The organism is Roseburia sp. TF10-5 (assembly GCF_003462365.1).
GTDB classification, from domain to species: domain Bacteria; phylum Bacillota; class Clostridia; order Lachnospirales; family Lachnospiraceae; genus Roseburia; species Roseburia faecis.
Map to the genome: position 1 here is coordinate 151,547 of NZ_QTYW01000004.1, position 23,709 is coordinate 175,255.

The 23,709-nt window shown below is 38.1% G+C and carries 24 protein-coding genes; 18 read left to right on the plus strand and 6 right to left on the minus strand.

Going from position 1 to position 23,709, the window contains the following annotated elements; translation table 11 throughout:
* The first annotated feature begins 34 nt into the window (after positions 1 to 34).
* The 5 genes from DXD06_RS05940 (at position 35) to DXD06_RS05960 (ending at position 2,699) form a co-directional block, all read left to right on the plus strand.
* Positions 35 to 469, plus strand: a complete 435-nt coding sequence (locus DXD06_RS05940; RefSeq protein ID WP_117831005.1) for a DUF2383 domain-containing protein — start codon at positions 35 to 37, stop codon at positions 467 to 469.
* Between the two features lie 154 nt (positions 470 to 623).
* Complete coding sequence (locus DXD06_RS05945; RefSeq protein WP_330418157.1) at positions 624 to 1,193, plus strand: biotin transporter BioY; 570 nt, start codon at positions 624 to 626, stop codon at positions 1,191 to 1,193.
* Between the two features lie 18 nt (positions 1,194 to 1,211).
* Positions 1,212 to 1,880 carry a dethiobiotin synthase gene (gene bioD, locus DXD06_RS05950; RefSeq protein ID WP_117831006.1) on the plus strand — a complete coding sequence of 223 codons (669 nt, stop codon included), beginning with the start codon at positions 1,212 to 1,214 and terminating at the stop codon, positions 1,878 to 1,880.
* A 135-nt stretch (positions 1,881 to 2,015) separates the two neighbouring features.
* A complete protein-coding gene (locus DXD06_RS05955) occupies positions 2,016 to 2,321 on the plus strand; it encodes a nucleotidyltransferase family protein (protein ID WP_117831083.1) in 306 nt (101 codons plus the stop codon).
* A gap of 75 nt (positions 2,322 to 2,396) precedes the next feature.
* Positions 2,397 to 2,699: a hypothetical protein gene (locus tag DXD06_RS05960; RefSeq protein WP_117831007.1), complete on the plus strand. Its 303-nt coding sequence runs from the start codon at positions 2,397 to 2,399 to the stop codon at positions 2,697 to 2,699.
* Between the two features lie 192 nt (positions 2,700 to 2,891).
* Here the strand turns inward: DXD06_RS05960 and DXD06_RS05965 are convergent, their stop codons facing one another.
* The 3 genes from DXD06_RS05965 to DXD06_RS05975 form a co-directional block, all read right to left on the minus strand.
* Entirely contained in the window at positions 2,892 to 3,509 is a 618-nt protein-coding gene (locus DXD06_RS05965) for a hypothetical protein (RefSeq protein ID WP_117831008.1), read from the minus strand.
* 112 nt (positions 3,510 to 3,621) lie between these two features.
* Positions 3,622 to 4,326: a LytR/AlgR family response regulator transcription factor gene (locus DXD06_RS05970; protein ID WP_117831009.1), complete on the minus strand. Its 705-nt coding sequence runs from the start codon at positions 4,324 to 4,326 to the stop codon at positions 3,622 to 3,624.
* A complete protein-coding gene (locus DXD06_RS05975; protein WP_117831010.1) occupies positions 4,323 to 5,630 on the minus strand; it encodes a sensor histidine kinase in 1,308 nt (435 codons plus the stop codon). Before DXD06_RS05975 ends, DXD06_RS05970 begins: the two co-directional genes overlap by 4 nt.
* A gap of 514 nt (positions 5,631 to 6,144) precedes the next feature.
* Between DXD06_RS05975 and DXD06_RS05980 the strand changes: the two genes are divergently transcribed.
* The 3 genes from DXD06_RS05980 (at position 6,145) to DXD06_RS05995 (ending at position 9,980) form a co-directional block, all read left to right on the plus strand.
* On the plus strand, positions 6,145 to 7,374 hold the full coding sequence (locus tag DXD06_RS05980; RefSeq protein WP_147343611.1) for a tropomyosin: 1,230 nt from the start codon (positions 6,145 to 6,147) through the stop codon (positions 7,372 to 7,374).
* A 51-nt stretch (positions 7,375 to 7,425) separates the two neighbouring features.
* Positions 7,426 to 8,415 carry a guanosine polyphosphate pyrophosphohydrolase gene (locus tag DXD06_RS05985; RefSeq protein WP_117831012.1) on the plus strand — a complete coding sequence of 330 codons (990 nt, stop codon included), beginning with the start codon at positions 7,426 to 7,428 and terminating at the stop codon, positions 8,413 to 8,415.
* A 389-nt stretch (positions 8,416 to 8,804) separates the two neighbouring features.
* A complete protein-coding gene (locus tag DXD06_RS05995) occupies positions 8,805 to 9,980 on the plus strand; it encodes a PucR family transcriptional regulator (RefSeq protein WP_158569491.1) in 1,176 nt (391 codons plus the stop codon).
* An 81-nt stretch (positions 9,981 to 10,061) separates the two neighbouring features.
* On the opposite strand, the gene DXD06_RS06000 is transcribed toward DXD06_RS05995, so the two are convergent.
* A complete protein-coding gene (locus tag DXD06_RS06000) occupies positions 10,062 to 11,144 on the minus strand; it encodes a pyridoxal phosphate-dependent aminotransferase (protein ID WP_117831014.1) in 1,083 nt (360 codons plus the stop codon).
* Positions 11,145 to 11,415: 271 nt separating this feature from the next.
* Here DXD06_RS06000 and DXD06_RS06005 point away from each other — a divergent pair, with 271 nt between their 5' ends.
* Positions 11,416 to 12,768, plus strand: coding sequence for an MATE family efflux transporter (locus DXD06_RS06005; protein WP_117831015.1), 1,353 nt, complete (start codon positions 11,416 to 11,418; stop codon positions 12,766 to 12,768).
* A gap of 104 nt (positions 12,769 to 12,872) precedes the next feature.
* On the opposite strand, the gene DXD06_RS06010 is transcribed toward DXD06_RS06005, so the two are convergent.
* The gene (locus tag DXD06_RS06010; protein ID WP_117831016.1) at positions 12,873 to 13,886 is read right to left on the minus strand and encodes a 2-hydroxyacid dehydrogenase; all 1,014 of its coding nucleotides are present in this window, start codon (positions 13,884 to 13,886) and stop codon (positions 12,873 to 12,875) included.
* 309 nt (positions 13,887 to 14,195) lie between these two features.
* Between DXD06_RS06010 and DXD06_RS17045 the strand changes: the two genes are divergently transcribed.
* Genes DXD06_RS17045 through DXD06_RS06040 form a run of 7 tightly spaced genes read left to right on the plus strand, consistent with a single transcriptional unit; the run spans position 14,196 to position 20,203 of the window.
* The gene (locus DXD06_RS17045) at positions 14,196 to 14,372 is read left to right on the plus strand and encodes a hypothetical protein (RefSeq protein WP_158569492.1); all 177 of its coding nucleotides are present in this window, start codon (positions 14,196 to 14,198) and stop codon (positions 14,370 to 14,372) included.
* Positions 14,354 to 15,112: an ABC transporter permease gene (locus tag DXD06_RS06015; protein WP_158569493.1), complete on the plus strand. Its 759-nt coding sequence runs from the start codon at positions 14,354 to 14,356 to the stop codon at positions 15,110 to 15,112. Before DXD06_RS17045 ends, DXD06_RS06015 begins: the two co-directional genes overlap by 19 nt.
* Before the next feature lie 15 nt (positions 15,113 to 15,127).
* A complete protein-coding gene (locus tag DXD06_RS06020; protein ID WP_117831018.1) occupies positions 15,128 to 16,045 on the plus strand; it encodes an ABC transporter permease in 918 nt (305 codons plus the stop codon).
* Positions 16,046 to 16,057: 12 nt separating this feature from the next.
* The gene (locus tag DXD06_RS06025; protein WP_117831019.1) at positions 16,058 to 17,095 is read left to right on the plus strand and encodes an ABC transporter ATP-binding protein; all 1,038 of its coding nucleotides are present in this window, start codon (positions 16,058 to 16,060) and stop codon (positions 17,093 to 17,095) included.
* The gene (locus DXD06_RS06030) at positions 17,088 to 18,107 is read left to right on the plus strand and encodes an ABC transporter ATP-binding protein (protein WP_117831020.1); all 1,020 of its coding nucleotides are present in this window, start codon (positions 17,088 to 17,090) and stop codon (positions 18,105 to 18,107) included. Before DXD06_RS06025 ends, DXD06_RS06030 begins: the two co-directional genes overlap by 8 nt.
* 42 nt (positions 18,108 to 18,149) lie before the next feature.
* Positions 18,150 to 19,790 carry a peptide ABC transporter substrate-binding protein gene (locus DXD06_RS06035; protein ID WP_158569494.1) on the plus strand — a complete coding sequence of 547 codons (1,641 nt, stop codon included), beginning with the start codon at positions 18,150 to 18,152 and terminating at the stop codon, positions 19,788 to 19,790.
* Entirely contained in the window at positions 19,787 to 20,203 is a 417-nt protein-coding gene (locus tag DXD06_RS06040) for a hypothetical protein (protein ID WP_117831022.1), read from the plus strand. Before DXD06_RS06035 ends, DXD06_RS06040 begins: the two co-directional genes overlap by 4 nt.
* Positions 20,204 to 20,281: 78 nt before the next feature.
* On the opposite strand, the gene DXD06_RS06045 is transcribed toward DXD06_RS06040, so the two are convergent.
* Positions 20,282 to 20,959, minus strand: a complete 678-nt coding sequence (locus DXD06_RS06045) for a helix-turn-helix domain-containing protein (protein ID WP_117831023.1) — start codon at positions 20,957 to 20,959, stop codon at positions 20,282 to 20,284.
* A gap of 213 nt (positions 20,960 to 21,172) precedes the next feature.
* On the opposite strand from DXD06_RS06045, the gene DXD06_RS06050 reads away from it, so the two are divergent.
* Both DXD06_RS06050 and DXD06_RS06055 read left to right on the plus strand, forming a co-directional pair.
* Positions 21,173 to 21,535 (plus strand): BlaI/MecI/CopY family transcriptional regulator, encoded by a 363-nt coding sequence (locus DXD06_RS06050; RefSeq protein WP_117831024.1) that lies wholly within the window; start codon positions 21,173 to 21,175, stop codon positions 21,533 to 21,535.
* A 3-nt stretch (positions 21,536 to 21,538) separates the two neighbouring features.
* Positions 21,539 to 23,374, plus strand: a complete 1,836-nt coding sequence (locus tag DXD06_RS06055; RefSeq protein ID WP_117831025.1) for a M56 family metallopeptidase — start codon at positions 21,539 to 21,541, stop codon at positions 23,372 to 23,374.
* The last annotated feature ends 335 nt before the right edge of the window (positions 23,375 to 23,709 follow it).

Here is a 23,709-nt window from a genome sequence, read left to right on the forward strand (position 1 = left end):
GTTTATAAAAAGTATAACGATCAGGAGGCAGATCATGATTGAACCGGATACCATAAAGCTGCTACGGGAATGCAACGCAGGAATCAAGATGGGTACAGCATCGATTGCGGATGTACTCGACAAGGTAAATGACACAAAATTAAAAGAAATGCTGGAAAATTGTAAGGACCAGCATCAAGATCTTCAGAAAGAACTGGAAAGTCTGCTGGAAGAATTCCATGATGATGGAAAAGAACCAAATCCAATGGCACAGGGGATGTCCTGGATCAAAACTAATGTGAAACTTGCAATGAATGATTCGGATGCAACGATTGCGGAGCTGATGACAGATGGCTGTGATATGGGCATAAAATCCCTCAGCCGCTATCTGAACCAATACCAGGCAGCGGATCATAAGGCAAAGACATTTGCCAAAAAGTTAATCAAACTGGAAGAAGATTTGTGTCAGGATCTTCGGACATATTTATAAAAGGGTGCAGGGATAAATTTTCGTCCCTGCATCTTTTTGCGCAAACGGGTTTCATATATCTTATTGAAATGTCAACTTATAGAACAAGATAGGTTGACAATAAGAGAGAAATGCGTTAAATTGTTAACAATAACTTGAATGGAGGGTTAACAATTTGGAAAATACGAAAACGAAACGATTATCGACAAAAAGTATGGTATTGTGCGCTATGTTTACCGCTTTAGTTGCAGTAGGCGCCTTTATTCAGATTCCGGTTCCTTATATGGATTATTTTACACTTCAGTTTTTCTTCGTGTTGCTTGCAGGATTGATTCTGGGTGGAAATAAGGGCGCAATATCTGTAGGCTGTTATGTATTGCTTGGGCTGATTGGAATTCCGATTTTTGCCGCAGGTGGAGGAATTGGATACATATTCCGACCGAGTTTTGGTTATCTGGTCGGATTTATTGCGAGCGCGTTTGTGACCGGAAAAATATGTGAAAAGTTAAAAGCAAGTTATAAGAATTATCTGCTTGCCTGTCTGGCCGGTTTTGTTGTGACTTATGCCATTGGAATTGTATATAAATTTATCATTTTAAATTTTTATGCACATACACCGGCGACAATTGCTGTAATCTTTTTGTCCTGTTTCCCATTGGATATGCCTGGAGATTTTGTGCTATGTCTGCTGGCATCTGGTGTAGGACTTAAAATGAGAAAAAATGGATTCTGTCTGAACGAATAGGAAGGATGGATTAAAATTATGGGAAAAGGAATTTTTGTGACAGGCACCGGCACAGATATCGGAAAAACATATGTTACCGCATTGATCGTAAAAAAACTGGCAGATGCAGGAATCCGTACAGGGTATTATAAAGCGGCTTTATCGGGAGCCAAATCCATAGGTGATAGTGATGCGGGATATGTGAAAAAGATTGCCGGGATTACACAGGAAGATATCAGTCTGCTATCATATTTGTATCAAAATGCGGTATCTCCTCATTTAGCTGCTCAAATAGAAGGTAATCCAGTTGATCCAGAGAAAATAAAAAAAGATTTTGACAAGGTAAAGAGCAAATTCGATTATGTCACGGTAGAGGGAAGCGGCGGTATTGTCTGTCCCATCCGCTGGGACAAAGAACATAAGATTTTGTTGGAAGATATTGTAAAGGCGCTGAACCTGAATACGCTGGTGATAGCGGATGCCGGCCTTGGTACGATCAATGCGGTTGTTCTGACGATAGAATATATCCGGAATCATGGAATGGGTGTAAAAGGAGTGATCCTAAATCATTACGTGGGTGGAATCATGCAGGAAGATAATGCAAGAATGATTGAGGAATTAACAGGCATACCGGTCATTGCGAAAGTAAAAGATGGTGACGGGGAACTTGCAATTGATATAGAAAAACTGAAGAAGATTTATAACTAGGGGAAAAAGGGAACTTTACTATGGTAAGGGATCCTTTTTTTCATTTGTGGGAAAGTAATGGCTGGTTGCATTCCTTATAGAATCTGGCGTATAATAAGATCACTGAAATAACAGAAAACAGGAATAATGATTGTAATGAAAGAGAATCAAGACTGTAACTTACAAAGTGTATATCAGCAGATAGTGGAAATTTCAAAAAAATATCAGGTAAAAAAAGTAGTATTATCTGGATCACGTGCGCGTGGAACTAATATGCCCAAAAGCGATATCGATCTGGCGATTTATGGATGTGCAGATTTTGGAGGTTTGTCAGATAGTTTAAATGAAGATCTGTGGTCGCTTTTAAAGCTGGATATTATCAATATGGATGATAAATACATGTCATCTGAATTGGTATCCGAGATAGAGAAAGATGGGGTTGTTTTATATGAAAAAGTTTGATCAGTATATTGGAGTGTTTGTTTTGTTGGAACAGCAGATCCGTGCCCGGTATGGAGATGAGGTGTTAGAACAGCTATGACAAAGTGGTATCGTGCGTGTGTGAACTACATTCATTCTGTGCCGGAATATAACTGTGCGCCCGAACAGGAACGATTTACGGAAAAAGCCACAATTGCAGCAATACATCAATTAAAACGCTATTATGATGAAAAGCATTTCGCAAAAGATCCGGATTATATTGTGCGGATGGATCGGCTGCTTTCGGTGATTAAGGATCATGAGACGGATGAAGAGATGGATCAGTGGAAGATCTGGCTGAAATATTTTGTCACTATGGGTGGCGGTGAGTGGAATGAATTCTGGGGAGATGTGAAATAAGAAGAAAACAGCAGGAAATCTCTGCTCTTATAATATTTTAATTATATAGTATTTTGAACTCGTTTATTTCTAAGGATTTTCGCGATTTGTTTATCATTTTCTCCTACTGATAAAGGAAAAGCATACTTTTAAATATATTGACATAAAAGATAGCGAGCCCAAACCCGTTATCTTTTAGTCGCACAATTAAATTTATTCATACACATAAATGTCAGGTACATTTGATGTTTTATAAAATTTATATTTGCTCAGGCCTGCAAAATCTATCCATTCTTGGCTAAAAAAGGTTACCATTGCAATATCTTCTTCTAATCTTATTACTCCATTAACCTTATTTCCATTAGGACCTGTTGCTTCAAATTCCAATCCTTTTTCTGTCACCTTTCCCACACCATCATCTAAATAAAATAACCTATATATTTTTATTTGAATTTGATATGTTTCATCATTATTTTTTTTGATTTCTAATGAGGGCTCATTAACATCATAGTCCGAATACTCACCCTCATATAAATCAGGTTTGGCTTCATCAGTTGTTGATTGTTCTTCTTCAATATTATCATTCTGAGTTTCTGGAACTTCATTGATTACTGATTGCTCATCTTCTTTATGACCATTTATAGGATTAGTATTAGCTGAAGCAGAAGCGTCATCACTCTGTGTCTCTTCAACTTCACTTGAGTCATCGTTAATTTCTGTAGTACGACTTATTACATTTGTCTGCGTATTTTCCGAGTTCTTTGTTTGACCGCATGATGAAAGTATACACATTACCACCGCAAATGCCAATATCCATGTTACTTTTTTCATTGATGATAACTCCTCCGCATATAATTTTTGATGCTTTATTTATATCACAGCAAAAAGGATAAAAAAATACTACATGCACAAACGACATTATTTTTGCGCAAATGACATAAAATCAATTATCAAACCACATTCTCCATTCAAAAAAAGCCTTCTTAAACGCTTTATTATGGGCTCTCCCAATAATTACTTTTAATCCGTTGCAAAGCATAACTTCATGGCTGTTTACTTTTTCAATATATTTTAAATTGACGATATACGACCGATGTATCTGAAAGAATCCAAATTGGGATAAGCTTCGCGCAGCTTCTGATATCTGTCCATCACAAAAATGTTCCTTTCCATTAAGCATAAGATATCTTAACTTTCTTCCATATGTTTCAACAAGAAAAAGTTCATTTAAGTCTATATTTATGCGAATCCCAGCGGTATCATTGCAAGAAATAATCTGGTCCTGAATCTTTGTTTTCAAGAAGGAATCAAGTGTTTCATCTATTTCTTCCAAATGTCTTTTATCTATATATCTGAAGGCATTCACTTTATATCCTAACCTTGCCTGCTCCGTATGAGAAGTCAAAAAACAAATTTTACTTTTATTCCCACAATGCATCAATTGTTCCGCAATTTGAAAACCATCTTCGCCCTCTGCAAGTTCAATATCCAAAAATAACAGGTCAATATCGGGATTTTTCATAAATTCTTTTCCACTACTATAGGAATTGATTTGAAATGGAATATTTTTATCTCTGCAATATCTTTCGATCATCGTCTGTATCTTATCTCTCCATACTGCTTCATCTTCTACAATACCTATTTTCATTCCTCTTTCTCCTTTGCTTTGGCAGTTGGTATAGCAATACTGATTTTAAAAGAAGCTTCTTTATTTTCCGTTATGGATTCCATATAACATTCTCCATGATACTTTTTAACAGTTGCAGTGATATTTTTTAGACCAAAACCATGATTTTTATTATCTTTTTTTGATGTTATAAAGAAGTCTGTTTTGGTATTGACTTTTTTTTCTACACTGTTACTGACAACAATAAAAATTTCTTCCTTATGTTCTATAAGTTCAACACGTATTTTGGGAACATCAGCTTTTATCGTTGCTTCAAAAGCGTTTTGCAATATATTTCCCATTAATGTGGTAATGTCAAACATCTCAAAAGGCATTTTTTCAGTCAGCTTTCCATAAACAACAAACTCTATATTTTCCTTTATCGCCAAATACAAATAATAATTAACAATAATATCGAGAAAACTATCTCCTGTATGAATCTTTAAATCAAACTCATCTTGAATATTCCAGATAGTTTCTATGTACTCTTTGGCTTCTTTTGTCCTTTTTTCGTTCATTAACTCTCTAAGAACGCCAATATGATTTACCAAATCATGTTTAAAATGCCGTACAGCTACCGACTGCTGTAATTGATATTCATATTGCCGTTTTTGCATATACATAAAAGATTGAAGTTCCTTGTTCTGCCTGTTTGACAGTATATTTTTAACAGCAAGGCTAAGCGTAAGAAAAATCGAATAGATTACTCCCATGATACTGATAAAAAATACTGCATAGGCATCCCAACCATACATCGTATGATTCTTATTAAAAAAAGCAAAAACAAAGTTGTAAAATATTTGAAAAATGCTGCCCTGCATTAAAAGCGCGAACTTGTATTTGAACTCTATGTCGCACATATAAACTTCATATTTTTTCAGAATTCGCAGGTATGCCAAAAGATATATTAGGAACGAAAGCAAATAAGCGGGTTCCATCCACCAGGCGATATCTGTACTGTTAATACCCCCGCCTATCATTATAACCTGTATCAACATGACACTAAATGTATCAATGATTCCGGTAAAATACATGAGGGCAGCACTTAATACAATCAAATGTCCTAAACGATCCTCGAAAAACAAACAGATTGAAAGCACACTCCAAACGATATAAACAATCGGAGAATTGACATCATAATATGCATTGAAAGTTCCTGCAAACAGCACAATCAATGCAGATATGCCAAGAAGAAATTTATTTCTTCTTGGACTGATCCTAAATCCAAAATAGATTATAAACAAATATATTAAATAATTTGAGATGTTGTCTACAATATAAATCATAGTTTCTACTCTTTCTCCTATTATCAGAGCTTATTAAACTCTATCATATCCATTATGATGCATTCTGATATTTCACAGACATAGATTAACATGTCTTTTGTTGATGTAAAAGCAAATCTATAAACTAAAATTTATCATAACATTTTTCTTACCATTCCTCAAATATTTCTGAATCCAACCATTCTCCACCATAATAATTTCCTATATAACATTATCAATCGGTGAATTTGATTTTTATATAAAGAACAGAAAATTTATGATGGAGGTCATGGGTTTCCTGCTGTTTTTGCATAAAAGGATGCTGATACATCGTATGTTGAGGTTTATGATTTTGGGAAATATTCTACAAATCAAATATTTCAAAGCGTTAAGATGTTACAGTTAAAAAGCCAATCATACAGAAAAATGATGATGAGAGATAATCTGCTTGCGAAATAAGAAAAAGGATGTTAACATAGTAGCTATCGGAAAAGTTTGGAGAAAGAAAAATAAAAAGATCGGAGGTGAAAGAAGGATGACACAGGAAGATATTGTGATTTTATCACAGTTGTTAGATCAGAAATTTGAACCTGTATACACAAGGCTTGATTTACTGGAGAGTGATGTCAGGGAACTCAAAAGTGGAATGTCTGAAATAAAACAGAGAGTAGCCAGTGTGGAACAGAAAGTAACGGAACTGGATCAGAGAGTAGCCAGCGTGGAACAGAAAGTAACGAAGCTGGAACAGAAGGTAACGGAACTGGATCAGAGAGTAGCCAGCGTGGAACAGAAAGTAACGAAGCTGGAACAGAAGGTAACGGAACTGGATCAGAGAGTAGCCAGCGTGGAACAGAAAGTAACGAAGCTGGAACAGAAGGTAACGGAACTGGATCAGAGAGTAGCCAGCGTGGAACAGAAAGTAACGAAGCTGGAACAGAAGGTAACGGAACTGGATCAGAGAGTAGCCAGCGTGGAACAGAAAGTAACGAAGCTGGAACAGAAGGTAACGGAACTGGATCAGAGAGTAGCCAGCGTGGAACAGAAAGTAACGAAGCTGGAACAGAAGGTAACGGAACTGGATCAGAGAGTAGCCAGCGTGGAACAGAAAGTAACGAAGCTGGAACAGAAGGTAACGGAACTGGATCAGAGAGTAGCCAGCGTGGAACAGAAAGTAACGAAGCTGGAACAGAAGGTAACGGAACTGGATCAGAGAGTAGCCAGCGTGGAACAGAAAGTAACGAAGCTGGAACAGAAGGTAACGGAACTGGATCAGAGAGTAGCCAGCGTGGAACAGAAAGTAACGAAGCTGGAACAGAAGGTGACGGAACTGGATCAGAGAGTAGCCGGAGTGGAACAGAAGGTAACGGAGCTGGATGAAAAGGTAACGGAACTGGATCAGAAGTTTACGGTACTGGATGAAAAGGTAACGGAACTGGATCAGAAGTTTACGGTACTGGATGAAAAGGTAACGGTATTGGATCAGAAGTTTACGGTATTGGATCAGAAGTTTACGGTATTGGATCAGAAGTTTACGGTATTGGATCAGAAGTTTACGGTACTGGATGAAAAGGTTACCGGTTTGGAACTGGTAATTGAAAATGAAACAAATGTAAATATCAGACGGATTGCAGAAGGGCATTGTGATTTAGTGCGTAATTTGAGGGAAGCACGAAAAGTAGATGATGAAAAAGAATTGCTTGCCATTCGCGTGACGGTGTTAGAATCTGATATGAGTAAAGTAAAACATCAGCTTGCAATTACATAATCTTGCGGATCGCGGTGCCTCGGCACCGCGACTTTTTAGGATGGGGAAAATATGATTACAATGAATGATTACTTATATTCGGGGGATACAGTTCTTCGCATTTTAAAAAAATACATAGCGGATTTACGTATTTCGGCGGTACAGAAACATAATGAAGTGGATTTAGTACATTGTAACTTTTTGATACAGATTATGAAACTTTTGGAACACAATGATTTCCTGACTTCGCAATCGCAGAAGATTCGTGAGTTTTATAAATATATGGCACAGGAATATCCATATTTATCTTTTACTTTCAAGGGACGAATTAAGTCGTTGATTCGCGCAGAGGGAAAGTTTAATGGATATATTGTGGAATACATATACGATTATTATGAAAAGAATGGATCATATCCGTCTGTGTCAGAAATCAAGGAGCGTTTGAACTGTTTTCGCGATTTGATCGCGTACCGTATTGTGATTTCCATGCCACGGTGTCATATGAAACAAAAACAGGATCGTAAGAAGGAAGAGATCAGGTATTTATATCGGATTGCCAATGTATTGCCACAATTTTTGGAAGAACGTGGATTTACGGCAGAGCCGACAGGTGGGGTTAAAAGAAGTAATTCTTTACTATTGGATGATGCTGTGCGCCCATATTACAGGGATTATATTGATGGGGAAAGTACAAATTCATATCGTTCGCTTCATATAACGTTTTTTGACAACAGTGCCCGGTGTTATATGGAAATGCAGCTTAGAACAAAAGAGATGGATGATATTGCAGAAATTGGAGTAGCGAATCATTTATTTTATGAAAAAAAACAGGAAACTTCCAGAGGACGGAGAGATGCGATTTTACAAGGCGGCTGTATTTATTTTGACGAGGCTTATGAGCGTTGTAGATTGTTACAGGATCTTGATCTGTCAGGGGTAGATGTAAATATGTTTACGGCAGTGAATAATAGCCTTATGAATGATGGATGTGGTCTTTTTCGGGGGCGGCTGATTTTGCCGTATGAGCATTTATCAAAATTCCAGAATGATATGATTGATTAAAATAGGGGCTGTAAAAAAACTCCCCTGACAGAAAAATCGCCCAGACCGTGAGGTCTGAGCGATTTTTTGGTATAATTAATTATGCTACTAAATAACAATACCAATGGTAATTATACTATGCGTCAGCTGAAATTACCATTAGAAATCGAAAAATTGATCGGTTACATTTGGAAATTTTTTGGGGAAACCCACATACATGATATTGAATTCAGTAGTATAAATTAAATTTAAAGAGTAATCATTGTAGAATAAAAGTATTTAAATTTTTATTTACAAGCATATGGAGTTGTGCTATTGTTTTTCTTAGGCAACAAGGGCGTTGATAGAGGATATCAATGCCCTTGTTTTAGTTGTGTAAAGTGTTCAAGATGAGGAAAAGAGGGAATAGTATGATACAAATTAGTGAAATATTGAAATTGGCATTATTTAAGGATTTTAAAATAATTTGTGGCGAAAAATATCTGGATAATTTGGTGAATGCTACCGTTATATTGGAATATGAAAGCAGTAGAATCGAATATGACGGATATGGATATGGCTATTTTGTTTTACTTTCTTATTTTTTTGCAGATAAAGATCCTGAATTAGTAAATGGGACATTAAAGACATTGATTCAAAAACAGGTATCCGCAATTGCAATAAAAATAGCACCGGAAAAGGAACTGCCACAGGATATTATTGAACTGGCAAAAATTTATCATATTCCATTACTTACATTTTATGATCAGTTTATGGAAGACTTGATTATTTGCATAAATGAATCTATGAAGACGCGTGCGCAGTATGTTGTTGCAGAAGAAAAATTGAATTCGATATTAAATGAAAAGCATCAACCAAATACGATTAAAAAAATAGCATTAGAGATTAATCCCAATTTTTATTCAAATATTATTACGGTAAGTATATCGTCCGGGGATACTTTGAATAATTTAAAGATACATACATATTTTGACAGATTAATGTATCGGCAGTATCGCGATACAAAGATTCACGATTATTCTTTTGTAAAAATGGGGCATGGGGTTGTATTAATTTGTTCTTATATGGAGGAAAAGCTACCGGAAACCTATCAGGAGATTGTGAACCATGTGTATGATATTTTGATAAATGCAGGATTTCAGCCGGAATCTTTTTATATTGGAATATGTGATGAACTGATGACATTGGAGAGATTAAATGAATCTGTTATGAAGGCAAAGAATGCGAACGTTGTGAGTCAGTTTATGGAATATAATAATATGGCCTACTCCAAGATTGGAGTCTACAAATATATCATGTCAATTGTAAATAATCCAATACTATATCATGAAGTGGAAGACAGTATTTTCGTATTACAGAAATATGATGCCTCTCATGATGTAAACTTATTAGAAACAGTAATTTCATATATAAAAAATAATGGGGATTATGCCAGAACATCGGAAGAATTATTTCAGCATAGCAATACGGTGCGGTATCGCATTCGAAAAGCAGAGCAGCTTCTTGATTTGCCGGAGAATACAGCAAATGAAGAAATGGCAATTGTAATTCGAAGTTATCTGCTGCATAATCTGATCATGCAGTAGATCCAAGGTGTAAACTTTTTTAAAAATTGTGTGCGCTTACGCGCAAAAGTGTGCGTTAATCGCACACTTTTTATTATGCATTTAGGAAAGGATTTCTTTCATGATTTTGATAAATTTTTCGTTCATTTCGGGTTTTCCAAGACTAACACGGTTCATACCGATAGGTGCTCCAATCAAGACATCTTGTTCTTCCAGCTTTGCATAGACTTCCATGTTATCGATAGGTGCTTTGAATAAAATAAAGTTTGTCTGGGAGTCGTATACTTTACAGTTTAATGAACGGAGGACTTTGGTGACTTTATCACGTTCCTGGGCATTTATATTTTTGACCATCGAAACATGTTCCTGATCTAATGTGGCAGCGGCAGCAGTTTTCTGACCAATAAAACTTACATTCCATGCATTGCTTGATTTACCAAAATGATCCGCCATAACAGGATCTGTAATCGCATAACCGACACGTAAACCAGCCATTCCGTATATCTTTGAAAAGGTTTTCATAATAACTAATGGTTTGTCGATGCCTTCTTTGATAAGTTTCAACATGCTGTAACAATTTTCGTCTGTGACAAATTCCAGATAAGCCTCATCAATTACCGTAATCACATGCTTTGGCACTTTTCGAATAAAATCTTCTAATTTCTTTGAGTCAATGAAGGTGCCGGTCGGATTATTTGGATTGACAACAACAAGAATTTTTGTCTTATCGGTAACTGCGGCAAGCATTGCATCCAAATCGTAATTCATATCATCATCGAGCGGAACCGGAACCGTTACAGCACCATAATCATTGGCAACATCACGGAAAGCTTCATAACTTGGATCTCCGAAGATGAATTCATCACCGGGGTTGATAAACAATTCTCCTAACATATTAATCATTGCACTGGAACCAGGTCCTACAACAACGTTCTCAAAATCCAGATCATACAATTTTGCAATATTGGTTTTTAATTCTACGGAAAACCAGTCCGGATAAACATATGGAGTTTTTATTGCTTTTTCTAAAGCTTCCTCGGATAGAGGACCAAGACCATAAGGGCTTTCATTATAATTTAAGCGATATACATGAGGTGGTGTGGAACTACTTTTCTGACGAGCGGCCCGCAAACTTTCTGGTTTTACCTGCATAGGTTTTCTTAATAACTCAATATATTTCTGCATAAAATCAACACTCCTTTTTAGTAAAAAATTTGGGTTAACGGGTTCGTGTGTGAGGTAATGTATTTTATTTGGTTACCACTGCTATGAAGTGCATTTTAATACTTTAAAAATTGGAAAACAATGTAAATTTTACAAAATAAAATAGATATAATTTAAAAAATTACATTTTTTTATAAATTTACTAAATTTGTTTGACTTTTCTAAGAGACATAATTACATTTAAAAATGTTTCATATCAACATTATTTAAACGGGATAGATAGGAGGTTCATATGCAAGAGATGAAAGTTATTTTTAATAGAAAGTACTTAATAAAGTTAGTTTTGCCACTGGTAGTAGAACAGATTCTGGCAGTTACGGTTGGTATGGCGGATATGATTATGGTATCAGGTGCAGGTGATACGGCAGTTTCGGGTGTGTCGTTAGTAAATACCATCAGTAATTTACTGATTTATGTATTCAATGCACTGGCAACCGGAGGTGCAGTGGTGGCATCTCAGGCATTAGGAGCAAAAAAGAAAGAGACAGGAAAGGTTGTTGCAAATCAGTTGATCTTAATTTGTATTATTTTTTCAGTAATCATAGCCGGAATATGTATTCTGTTTGACAGGCAGATTTTAACGCTGATCTATGGAAAGGTAGAACAAGAGGTTATGGGGCAGGCAGTTACATATCTGTTTATTACGGGATTTTCATTTCCTTTTATTTCGATATATGATGGAGCATCTTCGTTGCTGCGTTCTATGGGAAAGGCATCGACATCTTTGATTGTGTCAGCAATTATGAATGGGATTAATATTCTCTGTAATGCAATTTTTGTATTTGGGTACGGAATGGGAATTGCAGGTGTCGGATATGGAACTTTGATTTCGCGAGTTATTGCTGGTCTGATTGTAATTGTTCTATTGCGGAATGAAAAGTACGATTTACATATAGACAAGTATTTTCGCTTCGGATGGGATAGTAAGATTATTGGCAAAATTCTTCGAATAGGTATTCCAAGTGGTATTGACAATGGTATGTTCCAGATTGGTAAATTGTTTACACAGAGTTTGATTACAAGTTATGGAACAGCTGCAATAGCTGCAAATGCAACAGGAAGTACAATTGAGTTATTAGCCACAATTCCGGCTTCAGCAATGGGACTTGCTCTTACTACTGTGGTAGGTCAATGTGTGGGTGCCGGAGATTATGAAGCAGTAAAATCTTATTCAAAGAAATTGATGAAGTGGGCGTATGTTATGCTGTGGGGATTGAATATTGTTATTATCTTTATGACTCCAACGATTGCAAGCTGGTACAATTTATCACCGGAAGCAGATCATCTGGCACGTATTTTGATCTGGTATCATAGTGCCTGCTGTATGGTAATGTGGCCAGCGGCATGGACGCTTCCTGCAATACTTCGGGCAGCGGGTGATGTTAAGTTTGTTATGGTATCATCCATTGTTATCATGTGGGTATTCCGTATAGGTTTGGCTTATGTAATTGGTGGAATGATGGAGCCGATGGGCTTAGGTGTATGGGGGGTATGGATTGCAATGACAATTGACTGGCTAGCACGGTGTGTGGCAAATGTATGGCGTCTAAAGAGTGGAAAATGGAAGAGGGGTGCCGTAATTTAAATGGATTATAGAGTGTCAAAATAAGCATAATAAAATACCGTGCTTCAATGATTAAATTACAAATCATAGAAGCACGGTATTTTTATGAGTTTATAGACTTATTGTTAATTGATTACAGAGGTTGGAGTTCCATTCAAGTATGCTTTGAAGTTTTCAATTGCGATATCAATTGCTCTCAAACGGGAGGCTCTTGTTAACCATGCAATATGTGCTGTAATAGAAGTATTATTTAAATGGAATAGTGGATTGTCTTTCTTTGGTGGTTCATCACGCATCACATCAAGACCAGCACCATATACCTTGCCAGAACGTAATGCATCGGCTAAAGCTTCCTCTACGATTAATCCGCCCCTGGCGGTGTTGATTAAGATGACACCATCTTTCATTTTGGCAAATGCTTCCGCATCAAAGGTATTTTCCGTTGAAGGGGTTAATGGTGCATGAATGGATATAACATCACTTTCTTTCAAGAATGTATCAAAGTCAACCTGTTCAATAAAGTCATATTTAGGACCTGTTTTCTTGTGACGTGAATAACTTATGACACGCATTCCAAATCCCTGAGCCATTTTGGCAAATGCAAATCCAATGGCACCAAGTCCGAAGATTCCACAGGTTTTACCATAAAGCTCAATTTGAGGAGTAAGTACTTCACCAAAGGTTTCATAATCTTTGAGAGTAGCATGATCCCAATCGATTTTCTTTACGTTTTCCGAATGGCGTTCTACATGATGGCAGATTTCCATGAGGAGTGCCCAGGCATATTCCGCAATTGTTTGAGCTCCATATATGGTGTTTGTGATTACCATATTCTTTTTTCTTGTCATATCAATATCAAATTCACCGAAACCATGTCCAAGCGTAGCAACATATTTTAAATTCGGATGCTGACTTAAAAAGTCCTCATTTATATTATTGCCATTTACCCAGATTCCGATGGCTGCGTCTGCATCACCAATTACAGGATGTAACATTTCATTGGAAGGGTAGCCATCGAAGTGATGAATCACAAGCTCATCTACCTCTGGAAGATCCTGCAGGACTTTCCAACGTATATCCATATCTTCTTTTGTAATGTCCGGTTGTAGTACCGGTTCTGGAATTATAACAACTTTCATAAGTAGTACCTCCTTTATTGATCTAATAAGTGAAAGAATATGTGATGTTGGGGGAAAAGTCAACGATTCACAAGATATTAACTGAAAATTTGGAAAATGGACAAGAAGTTTTGGAATTTTTACAAAAAGAAAGTGATTTGGTTGACTTAATGTTGGATAAATGATAAAAATATGCTTGTGTGAGAGAGGTGTAGAAAACACTTACTGCAAGCTAACAATTTTACATGAGAGATAAATGCAGCAAAGGTGCTATAAAAAGCATCTTTGCTGTTTTTTATTTTTCGAACCGAAGAAAGGAGATGGATCTATATGGTAAAGTACATCATTAAACGTGTACTGATTGGATTACTTACTCTGATCGTATTAGTAGCCATCACATTTGCAATGACAAAAGTAATGCCAGGAAGCCCATTGCAGTCAAAAATGTATCCGGAGAAGTTCTTCAGAAAATGGAGGCAACATATGGATTGGATAAACCACCGGTAGAACAGTTTTTTATTTATTGCAAGAATCTTTTACATGGAGACATGGGAACATCTTATAAGAAAATTGGTAAATCCGTAAATGCGATTATTGCCCAGACAATGATTCCAACATTGAAACTTGGAGCAGTTACATTTGTATTGGTGTTGGTAGTTGGTATTGGATCAGGAATACTGATGGCAAGATCAAAAAGCAATGTTACAAAAGGAATCTGGCTATCAGCATTAACACTTGGTGTAAGTGTTCCAAACTTCATTGTAGCGTTATTACTTCTTATTATATTTGGTGTAGAACTTAGAATATTCCCGGTATTAGGACTTACTTCTCCTATGCATTATGTTTTACCGGCAATCGCACAGGGGCTATATCCAATATCAGCAGTGGCAAGACAGACGCAGAACAGTTATGAAGAAGTAATGAGACAGGATTATATCACAATGGCAAAAGCAAAAGGTATTAGCAAAACCACACTGCTGTTTCGACATATTTTAAAAAATGCGATGCTTCCGGTAATTACATATATGGGACCAATGGTAGCGTTTCTTTTAACAGGAAGTGTAGTAATCGAACAGATTTATACAATTCCCGGAATTGGTAAAGAATTTGTATCAGCTATTACAAATCATGATTATACCGTGGTTATGGGAATCACAATTTTCATAGGTGCAATCATTATTGTTTGTAATTTATTATCGGATCTTATTTGTGCAATTGTAGATCCACGTGTTAGAAAATCATTATAAAAGGAGGAAATACTCATGGAAGCAATGGAAGAAAAATTATTTCGGAAGTTAAAAGACGAAGAAAAAAATGATGAGTTTATTGCAGTTGAGAGTAGAACATTTCTCCAATCTGTCTGGCATGACTTTATCGGAAACAAAAGAGCTGTTGTAGGTGCAATTGTTTTAATTATTGTTGTTTTACTGGCTATTTTCGGACCACCATTTTGTAAGTATTCCTATGATGAACAGAACATGGCTCTTCGAAATGCATCTCCTAGCTTTGATCACTGGCTTGGAACCGATAAAATGGGGCGTGATATTTTTGTGAGAATCCTGTTTGGAGCTAGAATTTCATTGGCAGTTGGATGTCTGGCCGCTGTTATTAATCTGATCGTTGGAACGATTTATGGAGGAATTGCCGGTTATGTTGGTGGCAAAGTAGATATGATCATGATGAGAGTTGTTGATATTATCTATTCGGTTCCTTCTATGTTATATATCGTTTTAATCATGTTAATCTTTGGTGCCAGCGTTGTGAGTATCATGTTAGGTATCTCCATTACCTGTTGGATTGATATGGCACGAATTGTAAGGCAGCAGGTAAAGAGTTTAAAAGAGCAGGAGTTTACAATGGCAGCATTTGTTTTAGGAGCCAGTTCAAGCAGAATATTACTCAAGCATTTGCTGATTAATACAATGGGACAGATTATCGTAACCGTTACACTGATGGTCCCACAGGCAATCTTTACAGAGGCCTGGCTTAGTTTCTTAGGCGTAGGTATTTCCGCACCGATGGCCAGCTGGGGAACATTAGCACAGGATGCAAGAGAGTTGATTATGACATATCCAATGCAGACCGTTTATCCGATGATAGCAATCTGTATTACAATTTTCTCTTTCAACTTTGTAGGTGAAGGATTAGAAAAAGCACTTGATCCAAAGAGAAAAAGATAAGGGGTGATTTGTATGAGTTTGTTGGAAATTAAGGGATTAGAAACAGAATTTCAAACAGAACAGGGTGTTGTGAAAGCGTTGCGCGGAATAAATTATACGGTAGACCGGGGAGAGGTTCTTGGTATTGTAGGTGAATCTGGATCTGGAAAAAGCGTTGGTATGCTTTCACTTATGGGATTGCTTGCTCCGAATGGTACCGTTACTGCTGGTGAAATGATATTTGATGGAGAAGATATTTCACCAATTAAATATAAAACCAAGAAGGAGAAGAAGGAATACGAAAAGAAAATGAATCAGATTCGTGGAAATGATATCAGTATGATTTTCCAGGATCCAATGTCCTATTTAAATCCGATCGTTACGATTGAAAAACAGATGACGGAAGGTATTCGTTTTCATACAAAGTGTTCGAAAAAAGAGGCGGTACAACGTGCTGTCGAATTAATGAAAATGGTTGGAATTCCGGCACCGGAATCCCGGTTAAAGCAGTATCCATTTGAGTTTTCCGGTGGAATGAGACAAAGAATCATTATTGCAATTGCTTTAGCTTGTAATCCCAAATTGATTGTTGCCGATGAGCCAACAACCGCTTTGGATGTTACTGTTCAGGCACAGATTCTCGACTTATTAAAAGATATTACAAGGGAAAGTAATGCCGGAGTCATTATTATTACCCATGATCTTGGAGTTGTCGCTTCCTTATGTGACAGGATTAGCATTATGTATGGTGGAAATATTATGGAAGAAGGCACTACCGATGAAATATTCTATGATCCAAAGCATCCGTATACAAAAGGATTGTTAAACAGTATTGCTAATTCAAATATAGATCATAGAGAACCATTAAAACCAATTCCGGGTACACCACCAGATTTGTTAAAACTTGGCGATCAGTGCCCATTTGCATCCCGGTGCAGTGAGGCAATGGAAATTTGTACAAAGGCTTCTCCCCTTGTGACAGAATTTGGAGAGAAACATAAATGTAAATGCTGGCTGCATTGCAAGGATCGCTGGCACGAAGTATTGAAGGGAGAGGATGCATATGAGTAACGAAGCACCTTTATTAGAGGTAAGAAATCTGACTAAGCATTTTCCCGTAGGACATGGAAAAGAAGTACATGCGGTAAATGGAGTTTCTTTTACTTTGGAAAAAGGAGAAACTTTAGGAATTGTAGGAGAATCTGGTTGTGGGAAGAGTTCCATGGGAAGAACTATTTTAAAAGTTCATGAGCCGACAAGTGGACAGATTATTTTTGAAGGAAATGATATTACAAAGCTTAGTAATAAAAAAATGTTTTCCTATAGAAAAAAAATGCAGATGATTTTTCAGGATCCGTATGCATCTTTAAATCCAAGATTTACAGTGGGTGAGATTATCGAGGAACCAATGATTATTCATAAAATGGGTACGGCGCATGAAAGAAAAGCGATTGTGCAGGAATTGATTGAAACCGTAGGTCTTAAACCTGACCATATCCGACGTTATCCTCATGAATTTTCAGGTGGTCAGAGACAGAGAATTGGAATTGCCAGAACGTTGGCATTACGTCCGGAATTTATTGTGTGTGACGAGCCAATATCAGCATTGGATGTATCCATTCAGGCACAGGTCATCAATCTGTTGGAAAAATTACAAAGAGAGAGAGGATTCAGCTATCTGTTTATCGCTCATGACTTAGAGATGGTATATCATATCAGCCATAAAATCGGTGTTATGTATTTAGGAAATATGGTAGAACTTGGATCATCAGATGATGTATACAAAAAGCCATTACATCCATATACAAGAGCATTAATTTCAGCAGCACCGATTGCAGATCCGCATCTGGCAAAAGAGAAAAAACGCATTATTTTGAAAGGTGAGGTGCCAAGTCCACTGAATCCGCCAGTGGGATGTCCGTTTGCTGGACGATGCAGATATGCATCGGAATCATGCAGACAAAAGAAGCCGGAAATTTACGAGTATGACAATCGTAAGGTGGCATGTAATTTGTATTCTCCAGAAAATCTTGCAAAGTATAAGGCAGTGGGTAAAACGCCAGAGCAGATTTTAGCAGAATAAAAGTAGCACGAATAAGGCACAGGAGACAAGGAGGAAATGCTTATGAAAAAGACAAGAAAAATGGTGGCAGCATTATTATCAACAGTAGTTGCAATCGGTGGCCTTACAGGATGTGGTGGTGGCGGAAGCAGTAGCACCATACAGACAAATGATAAAGGAGAAATTACAGAATTGGTTGAAGCTGTGCAGCCGGAAAGCGGAGAGTACGATCCGGCAGGAGTCGCAGCATATGAGTATTTCAGCGTGCAGACAGAATGTTATGAAGGTTTTGTATCATACGATGAAGATGGTCAGATTCAGCCGGCAGCTGCAGATCATTGGGATGTTAACGATGAAGCAACGGAGTATACTTTTTATATCCGTGATGATGAAAAGTGGTCAGATGGATCCGATGTAACAAGTGCAGATTTCGAAAATACGATGAAAAGAGCTTTAAATCCGGATAATGGTTCATGGTATGTTGATTTCTTATTTGTCATTAAAAATGCACAGAAATGTTTTAATGGAGAATGTGATTTCTCAGATGTAGGCATTGAGTGTATTGATGACAAAACTATTAAATTTACATTGGAGAAGCCGTGCTCATATTTCCTTGATTTATGTAAGCTTCCAACCTACATGCCATCAAACTGCAAATATGCAACAGATGATAATAAGGACTGGGATATGAATCCGGAACAGAACTTAGGTAATGGACCATATCACTTATCTGAGCATGTGGATGGTGACCATGTATCATTCGAAAAAAATGAGTATTATAGAGATGCCGATAAAGTAACTGTATTAAAAATTACAGATAAATTTATGGATGATGATCAGGCAAAAGCATCTGCTTATCAGACAGGAGAAATTAATATTTTGCAGGGGGCACCAAGTGACATTGCGGAGTCCTATGAAGGTAAGGATGATTTGAGAATTCGTGAGGTACCTCAGACAAATTATATTTTATTTAATATTAACGAGAAGCCATTTGATGATGTCCGGGTACGTCAGGCCTTTTCATTGGCATTGAATCGTAAAGATATTGCAGCAGTAGTTGGTACATCATGTGAACCAGCAACAACATTTGTTGGAAAAAATTATAAGAGTAAAACAGATGGAACAAAATGGAGCGAGCTTCAGGATGAATTATTGGAGGAAAATTTAGAGAAAGCAAAACAGTTACTTGCAGATGCAGGTTATCCGGATGGCAAGGGTCTTCCAACAATTACTTATACATATCCGGCAATGAGTTACGAAGCAAATGTAGCACAGGTTTTGCAGGCAGAATGGAAAGAACTTGGTGTTGATGTAAAATTGGAAGCTATGGAATACGAAGTTTATGTTGAAGAGAGACGAAGCGGTAAGCTACAGATGGCCAGAATGCAGTGGTATGCAGATTATAATGATCCTACAAGCTGGCTTAAGATGTATCAGACGGGTAATGCCCAGAACGATGTAAATTGGAGTAACGCAGATTATGATAAGCTGATTGAGGAATCTGATAAAAATCTTGATGAGGCAAGTCGTCAGGAACAGCTTCTTGCAGCAGAAAAGATTCTGGTTTCGGATGATACAGTAATTTGTCCATTATTCAGTGCTTCGAATCAGGACTTGATTGATCCGTCATTAACTGGATATTACAACGATGGATTGGCATATACATTCTGGTATAATGCACATATCAAGGAGGATACAAAATGACAACAGAAAAAGTAAATGATCTGGAGCTGGTAAAGTTATCTGATTATTTCCGACCGGAGAAATTCCGTATTATTCCGGGCTCCGCAATCACGGAACGGGGAGGAATCAGTGAAATGCCGGCAATATTCAATTTTTATTCGGATTTTGCAAAGCGTTTAACATTTGATTTTTCTTCTATGCTTGTTATTTATGGTTTTGGAATTTTGAATGATAAGCTGATAGAAATCAATAAAAGTAAATATGTTGGCTATGAAGAAGAAAACGTTTTAAAGAGGGTAACATTCAATGATTGTGGTCAGAGATTTGTTATGGTACTGGAGTTGAGTGATGCACCGGATAAATTGTTGGCGGTTACAGCTGATGAGGTGGCATATTTATTAAATAATTGTTTACATCCAAGAAATGTATACTAGTATAACTTGCAAAAATTAGCTGGACTATGCCCCGGTTTCCATTTTTATAAATGGAAACCGGGGCTATGGGAAAGCAGGTTATACCGTGCTTAATACGTTTCCCTTGTTTGCTTTTTCCCGGTGGACTTTTTTCTCTTTTCCTTTTTTCTCTTTCTTCGCAAAAAGCGAATGTTTTTTTTGTAATTTTCCACGGATTTCTGCACTCAACCGGCGGTAACGTTCTTCTGTCATATCGTTTTGTTCCCGGATGAGATAGTTCATTTCTTTCAGGACGGTTTCCCGGATTTCTTTGCTGATATCGAGTGTGAGTGCTTCATTGTTCTGTGCAATCGCATGCCCTACAATGTCACTCATCAGTTCCCGGAACTGTGCCATGCGTTCTTCCGCGGAAAGGGTATTTACAGGTAAGTCGGTTTTATCTGTATTCTGTCGGTTCGGTTTGGCGACAACCGTGTGATGATGTTCCCGGTTACATGCGGGCAATGGACCAGGTGCTGCAGAATCCGGCACGGAAACACCGGCATCTTCGGGGTTTTTATTATGTAATATCATGCGGATTGCTTTTAGCTGATATCCTTTTTCTTTTAGTTCTTTGATTTTTTGAAATTCCTGTATGTTTTCTCGTGTATAGTATCGATGTCCCATCTCGTTTCGCGGGATGGTCAGGTCGAGTTCTTCTTCCCAGTAACGCAACACATGGGTTTCCACACCGGCCAGTGCGGCGGCATCGGAAATCATGTAACGTACTTTTTCCACGATAACATGTCCTCCTTTTGAGTTATTTATTTCGGGCGATTTCACAATCGCCTTTTGCGTTTATTATAACTTTTCAAAAAGGTGAGTTCAAACATTTTCCATCGTATTTTTCTGACATTTCTCGCAGTTTATAAAAATAGACCTTGACATTTGAGGTTTATAAGAATAAACTGAAGGCAGGTTGATAGCTATAAACCTATGGAGGAGAAAAAGATGGAATATATAAAATTATGTGACAGTGATTACCGGTTTATGTGTGTCGTATGGGAGCATGCCCCCGTCAACTCCGGGGAACTTGTAAAGTTATGTCAGGAACAGCTTGGCTGGAAAAAATCCACGACTTATACGGTTGTACGGAAAATGTGTGAAAAAGGATACATTGCCAATGAGGATGCAACGGTTTCTGTTTTAATTCCAAAGGAACAGGTGCAGGCAGAGGAATCCCGGTATTTTGTGGATCGCACATTTGACGGATCACTGCCAGGGTTTATCACAGCATTTCTTGGGGGTAAGAAAATTTCCAAAAAGGAAGCGAAAATGCTCAAAAAAATGATTGATGAGCATAAGGAGGGGTGACAGATGATGGAGAAGGCAGGTGGCATTTTTTTGTTGTTTCTGCAACGGAATGGAATTGTGGCAGTTGTAATTCTTGCAGTACTTGCAGTGCGCATGTTTTTACGGAAATGTCCAAAGAAATATTCCTATGGATTATGGGGGATAGTTGGAATTCGTATGATATTTGATCTGCCCATTGCTTCCAGATTCAGTCTGTTTAATCTGGTGCGACTGGTAAAAAGAAAATCACAGCTGACAAAAATTGTGTACCGTACCGGATTGCCGGGGATGCATGCACAGCCGGTCACAAAGCAGGTGACACAGGCGGCTGCCGGACCACACGTTACAGATCAGGCGACACATACAGCAGCCGGTCTGACAACTGCGCTTACAACTTCACAGAAGATATGTGCGCTGTTGTTTTTGGTATGGCTGACCGGGATGCTGTTATTTTTGGCATATGGGATCTATTCCTATATAAAATGCCGGAAGATGGTACAGACGGCAGTTCTTTTAACATCTGCCAAGCAGACGGAGGGAAGTATTCGTCGGAAAGTAACAATATGGGAATGTGATCGTATTCCGTCTCCGTTTGTTCTGGGAATTTTCCGCCCGCAGATTTATATCCCGTTTCGGATGGAGAAAAAGGAACAGCAGTATATACTTGCACATGAAAGCTGGCATATCCGCAGATACGATCCACTGTGGAAGATGGTGGCATTTGTGCTTCTTGCCGTATACTGGTGGAATCCATTTGCCTGGATCGCTTTTTTCTATATGACAAGAGACATGGAGATGAGCTGCGATGAGGCGGTACTTGCCCAGTTTGGAAATGAAATTAAGCAGGGGTATAGTGCATCCCTTCTGTCCTTTGCGATGGAAAGACACCCGTATTCATTTGCACCGGTTGCTTTTGGAGAGGGGGATGCAGGAAGGAGGATTAAAAACGTGTTGAATTTTAAGAAACCGCATACCTGGGTGGCCGCAATTGCAACGCTTTTGATTGTCATAGTGGCGGTAAGCTGCCTGACAAACCAGAAGCCGTCCGGCATAAAGACTGTGAATCCGACAGAGACAGTGGAAAGTACACAAAAACCGGTGCAGGAAAATATGGTGGATGCAAAAACGGAGCAGAGCATCGGGGAATGGGCACAGGCATTTTGTGACAGAGACGCAGCAAAAATCATGAAAATGACAACGGAAGAGGCACAGGCAGATTTAGAGAAAGCACAGCTTTTGTGGGTGGACGGGGATACTCCGTCATTTGGGTGGTCAAGTCCATGGCCGTGGGGAGCGTTTGGAGATTTCTTTGGCGGAACCGGAAAAGAGATGAATGGTTACTGGCTGCATGAGATCAACCCGGAAGTACAGACGGCAGAGATTCTTTATTATGCAGAGACATCAGATCCGCATGTGAGTGTATGGATTGAAAATATTCATTATACACAGAAGAACGGAAAGTTTCAGATCACAAAGGAAGAGATTAATCAGTTTGCGGATAGTCTGGATGCGAAAACGGATGGCATTTCATCGGTGGACGAATTTGATACAGCTTATGCACAGGGAATCAATGATTCGCAGATGGATTATCGTGTGAATGGCATGGGTAAAATGCTGAATAAAAATATGACAGCAGCCGGTGTATTGACTGAGCCGACAGAGGCAGCACGGCAACTGTTGAATCTGTCTTCAGACGAAAAATTTGTTTCCGTGGAAAAGGATTCTGAGTCGGAAGATCAAACAAAAGTTGGTTTACAGATTACATTTTTAAAGAGTGGTGAGAAGCGCTATATATGCATGATCCAGCCATGGGGAAAGAATGGAATCTGGATTCCGGCAGAGGGAAATGAAACAAAATAAAAATTATTTGACAAATGGCACCGGGCTTTTTATAATGAAAACCAGTTATAATGAAAAGCGAAGATGGGAACAAGTACCAATGTGTGGAACGAACAGAAAGCAGCCGGTAGATGAGAGGCACACGGAAAGCACAGATGGATTTATGGAAAAACCATAAGCCGGGCGATAAGGAATCCCCCCAGCAAGCTGGGTCCCCCCTGCCACGGCTTATGGAACAAACATAAACCGGGCGATAAGGAATCCCCCCAGCAAGCTGGGTCCCCCCTTACCGCAGGGAATACATCCCTGAGCTTTACACCGAACGCGCAGGCAAGTAGGCTGTAACGGAGTAGTGC

Excerpts from the sequence above, each read along its gene's own strand:
- DXD06_RS17045 (WP_158569492.1), top strand. The coding sequence starts at position 14,196 with ATGGTAAAGTACATCATTAAACGTGTACTGATTGGATTACTTACTCTG.
- DXD06_RS05965 (WP_117831008.1), bottom strand. The coding sequence starts at position 3,509 with ATGAAAAAAGTAACATGGATATTGGCATTTGCGGTGGTAATGTGTATA.
- DXD06_RS05975 (WP_117831010.1), bottom strand. The coding sequence starts at position 5,630 with ATGATTTATATTGTAGACAACATCTCAAATTATTTAATATATTTGTTT.
- DXD06_RS06040 (WP_117831022.1), top strand. The coding sequence starts at position 19,787 with ATGACAACAGAAAAAGTAAATGATCTGGAGCTGGTAAAGTTATCTGAT.
- DXD06_RS05995 (WP_158569491.1), top strand. The coding sequence starts at position 8,805 with ATGATACAAATTAGTGAAATATTGAAATTGGCATTATTTAAGGATTTT.
- DXD06_RS06030 (WP_117831020.1), top strand. The coding sequence starts at position 17,088 with ATGAGTAACGAAGCACCTTTATTAGAGGTAAGAAATCTGACTAAGCAT.
- DXD06_RS05955 (WP_117831083.1), top strand. The coding sequence starts at position 2,016 with ATGAAAGAGAATCAAGACTGTAACTTACAAAGTGTATATCAGCAGATA.
- DXD06_RS06035 (WP_158569494.1), top strand. The coding sequence starts at position 18,150 with ATGAAAAAGACAAGAAAAATGGTGGCAGCATTATTATCAACAGTAGTT.
- DXD06_RS06050 (WP_117831024.1), top strand. The coding sequence starts at position 21,173 with ATGGAATATATAAAATTATGTGACAGTGATTACCGGTTTATGTGTGTC.
- DXD06_RS05940 (WP_117831005.1), top strand. The coding sequence starts at position 35 with ATGATTGAACCGGATACCATAAAGCTGCTACGGGAATGCAACGCAGGA.
- DXD06_RS06055 (WP_117831025.1), top strand. The coding sequence starts at position 21,539 with ATGATGGAGAAGGCAGGTGGCATTTTTTTGTTGTTTCTGCAACGGAAT.
- DXD06_RS05980 (WP_147343611.1), top strand. The coding sequence starts at position 6,145 with ATGACACAGGAAGATATTGTGATTTTATCACAGTTGTTAGATCAGAAA.
- bioD (WP_117831006.1), top strand. The coding sequence starts at position 1,212 with ATGGGAAAAGGAATTTTTGTGACAGGCACCGGCACAGATATCGGAAAA.
- DXD06_RS05985 (WP_117831012.1), top strand. The coding sequence starts at position 7,426 with ATGATTACAATGAATGATTACTTATATTCGGGGGATACAGTTCTTCGC.
- DXD06_RS06025 (WP_117831019.1), top strand. The coding sequence starts at position 16,058 with ATGAGTTTGTTGGAAATTAAGGGATTAGAAACAGAATTTCAAACAGAA.
- DXD06_RS06020 (WP_117831018.1), top strand. The coding sequence starts at position 15,128 with ATGGAAGCAATGGAAGAAAAATTATTTCGGAAGTTAAAAGACGAAGAA.
- DXD06_RS05970 (WP_117831009.1), bottom strand. The coding sequence starts at position 4,326 with ATGAAAATAGGTATTGTAGAAGATGAAGCAGTATGGAGAGATAAGATA.
- DXD06_RS05960 (WP_117831007.1), top strand. The coding sequence starts at position 2,397 with ATGACAAAGTGGTATCGTGCGTGTGTGAACTACATTCATTCTGTGCCG.
- DXD06_RS06005 (WP_117831015.1), top strand. The coding sequence starts at position 11,416 with ATGCAAGAGATGAAAGTTATTTTTAATAGAAAGTACTTAATAAAGTTA.
- DXD06_RS06000 (WP_117831014.1), bottom strand. The coding sequence starts at position 11,144 with ATGCAGAAATATATTGAGTTATTAAGAAAACCTATGCAGGTAAAACCA.
- DXD06_RS06010 (WP_117831016.1), bottom strand. The coding sequence starts at position 13,886 with ATGAAAGTTGTTATAATTCCAGAACCGGTACTACAACCGGACATTACA.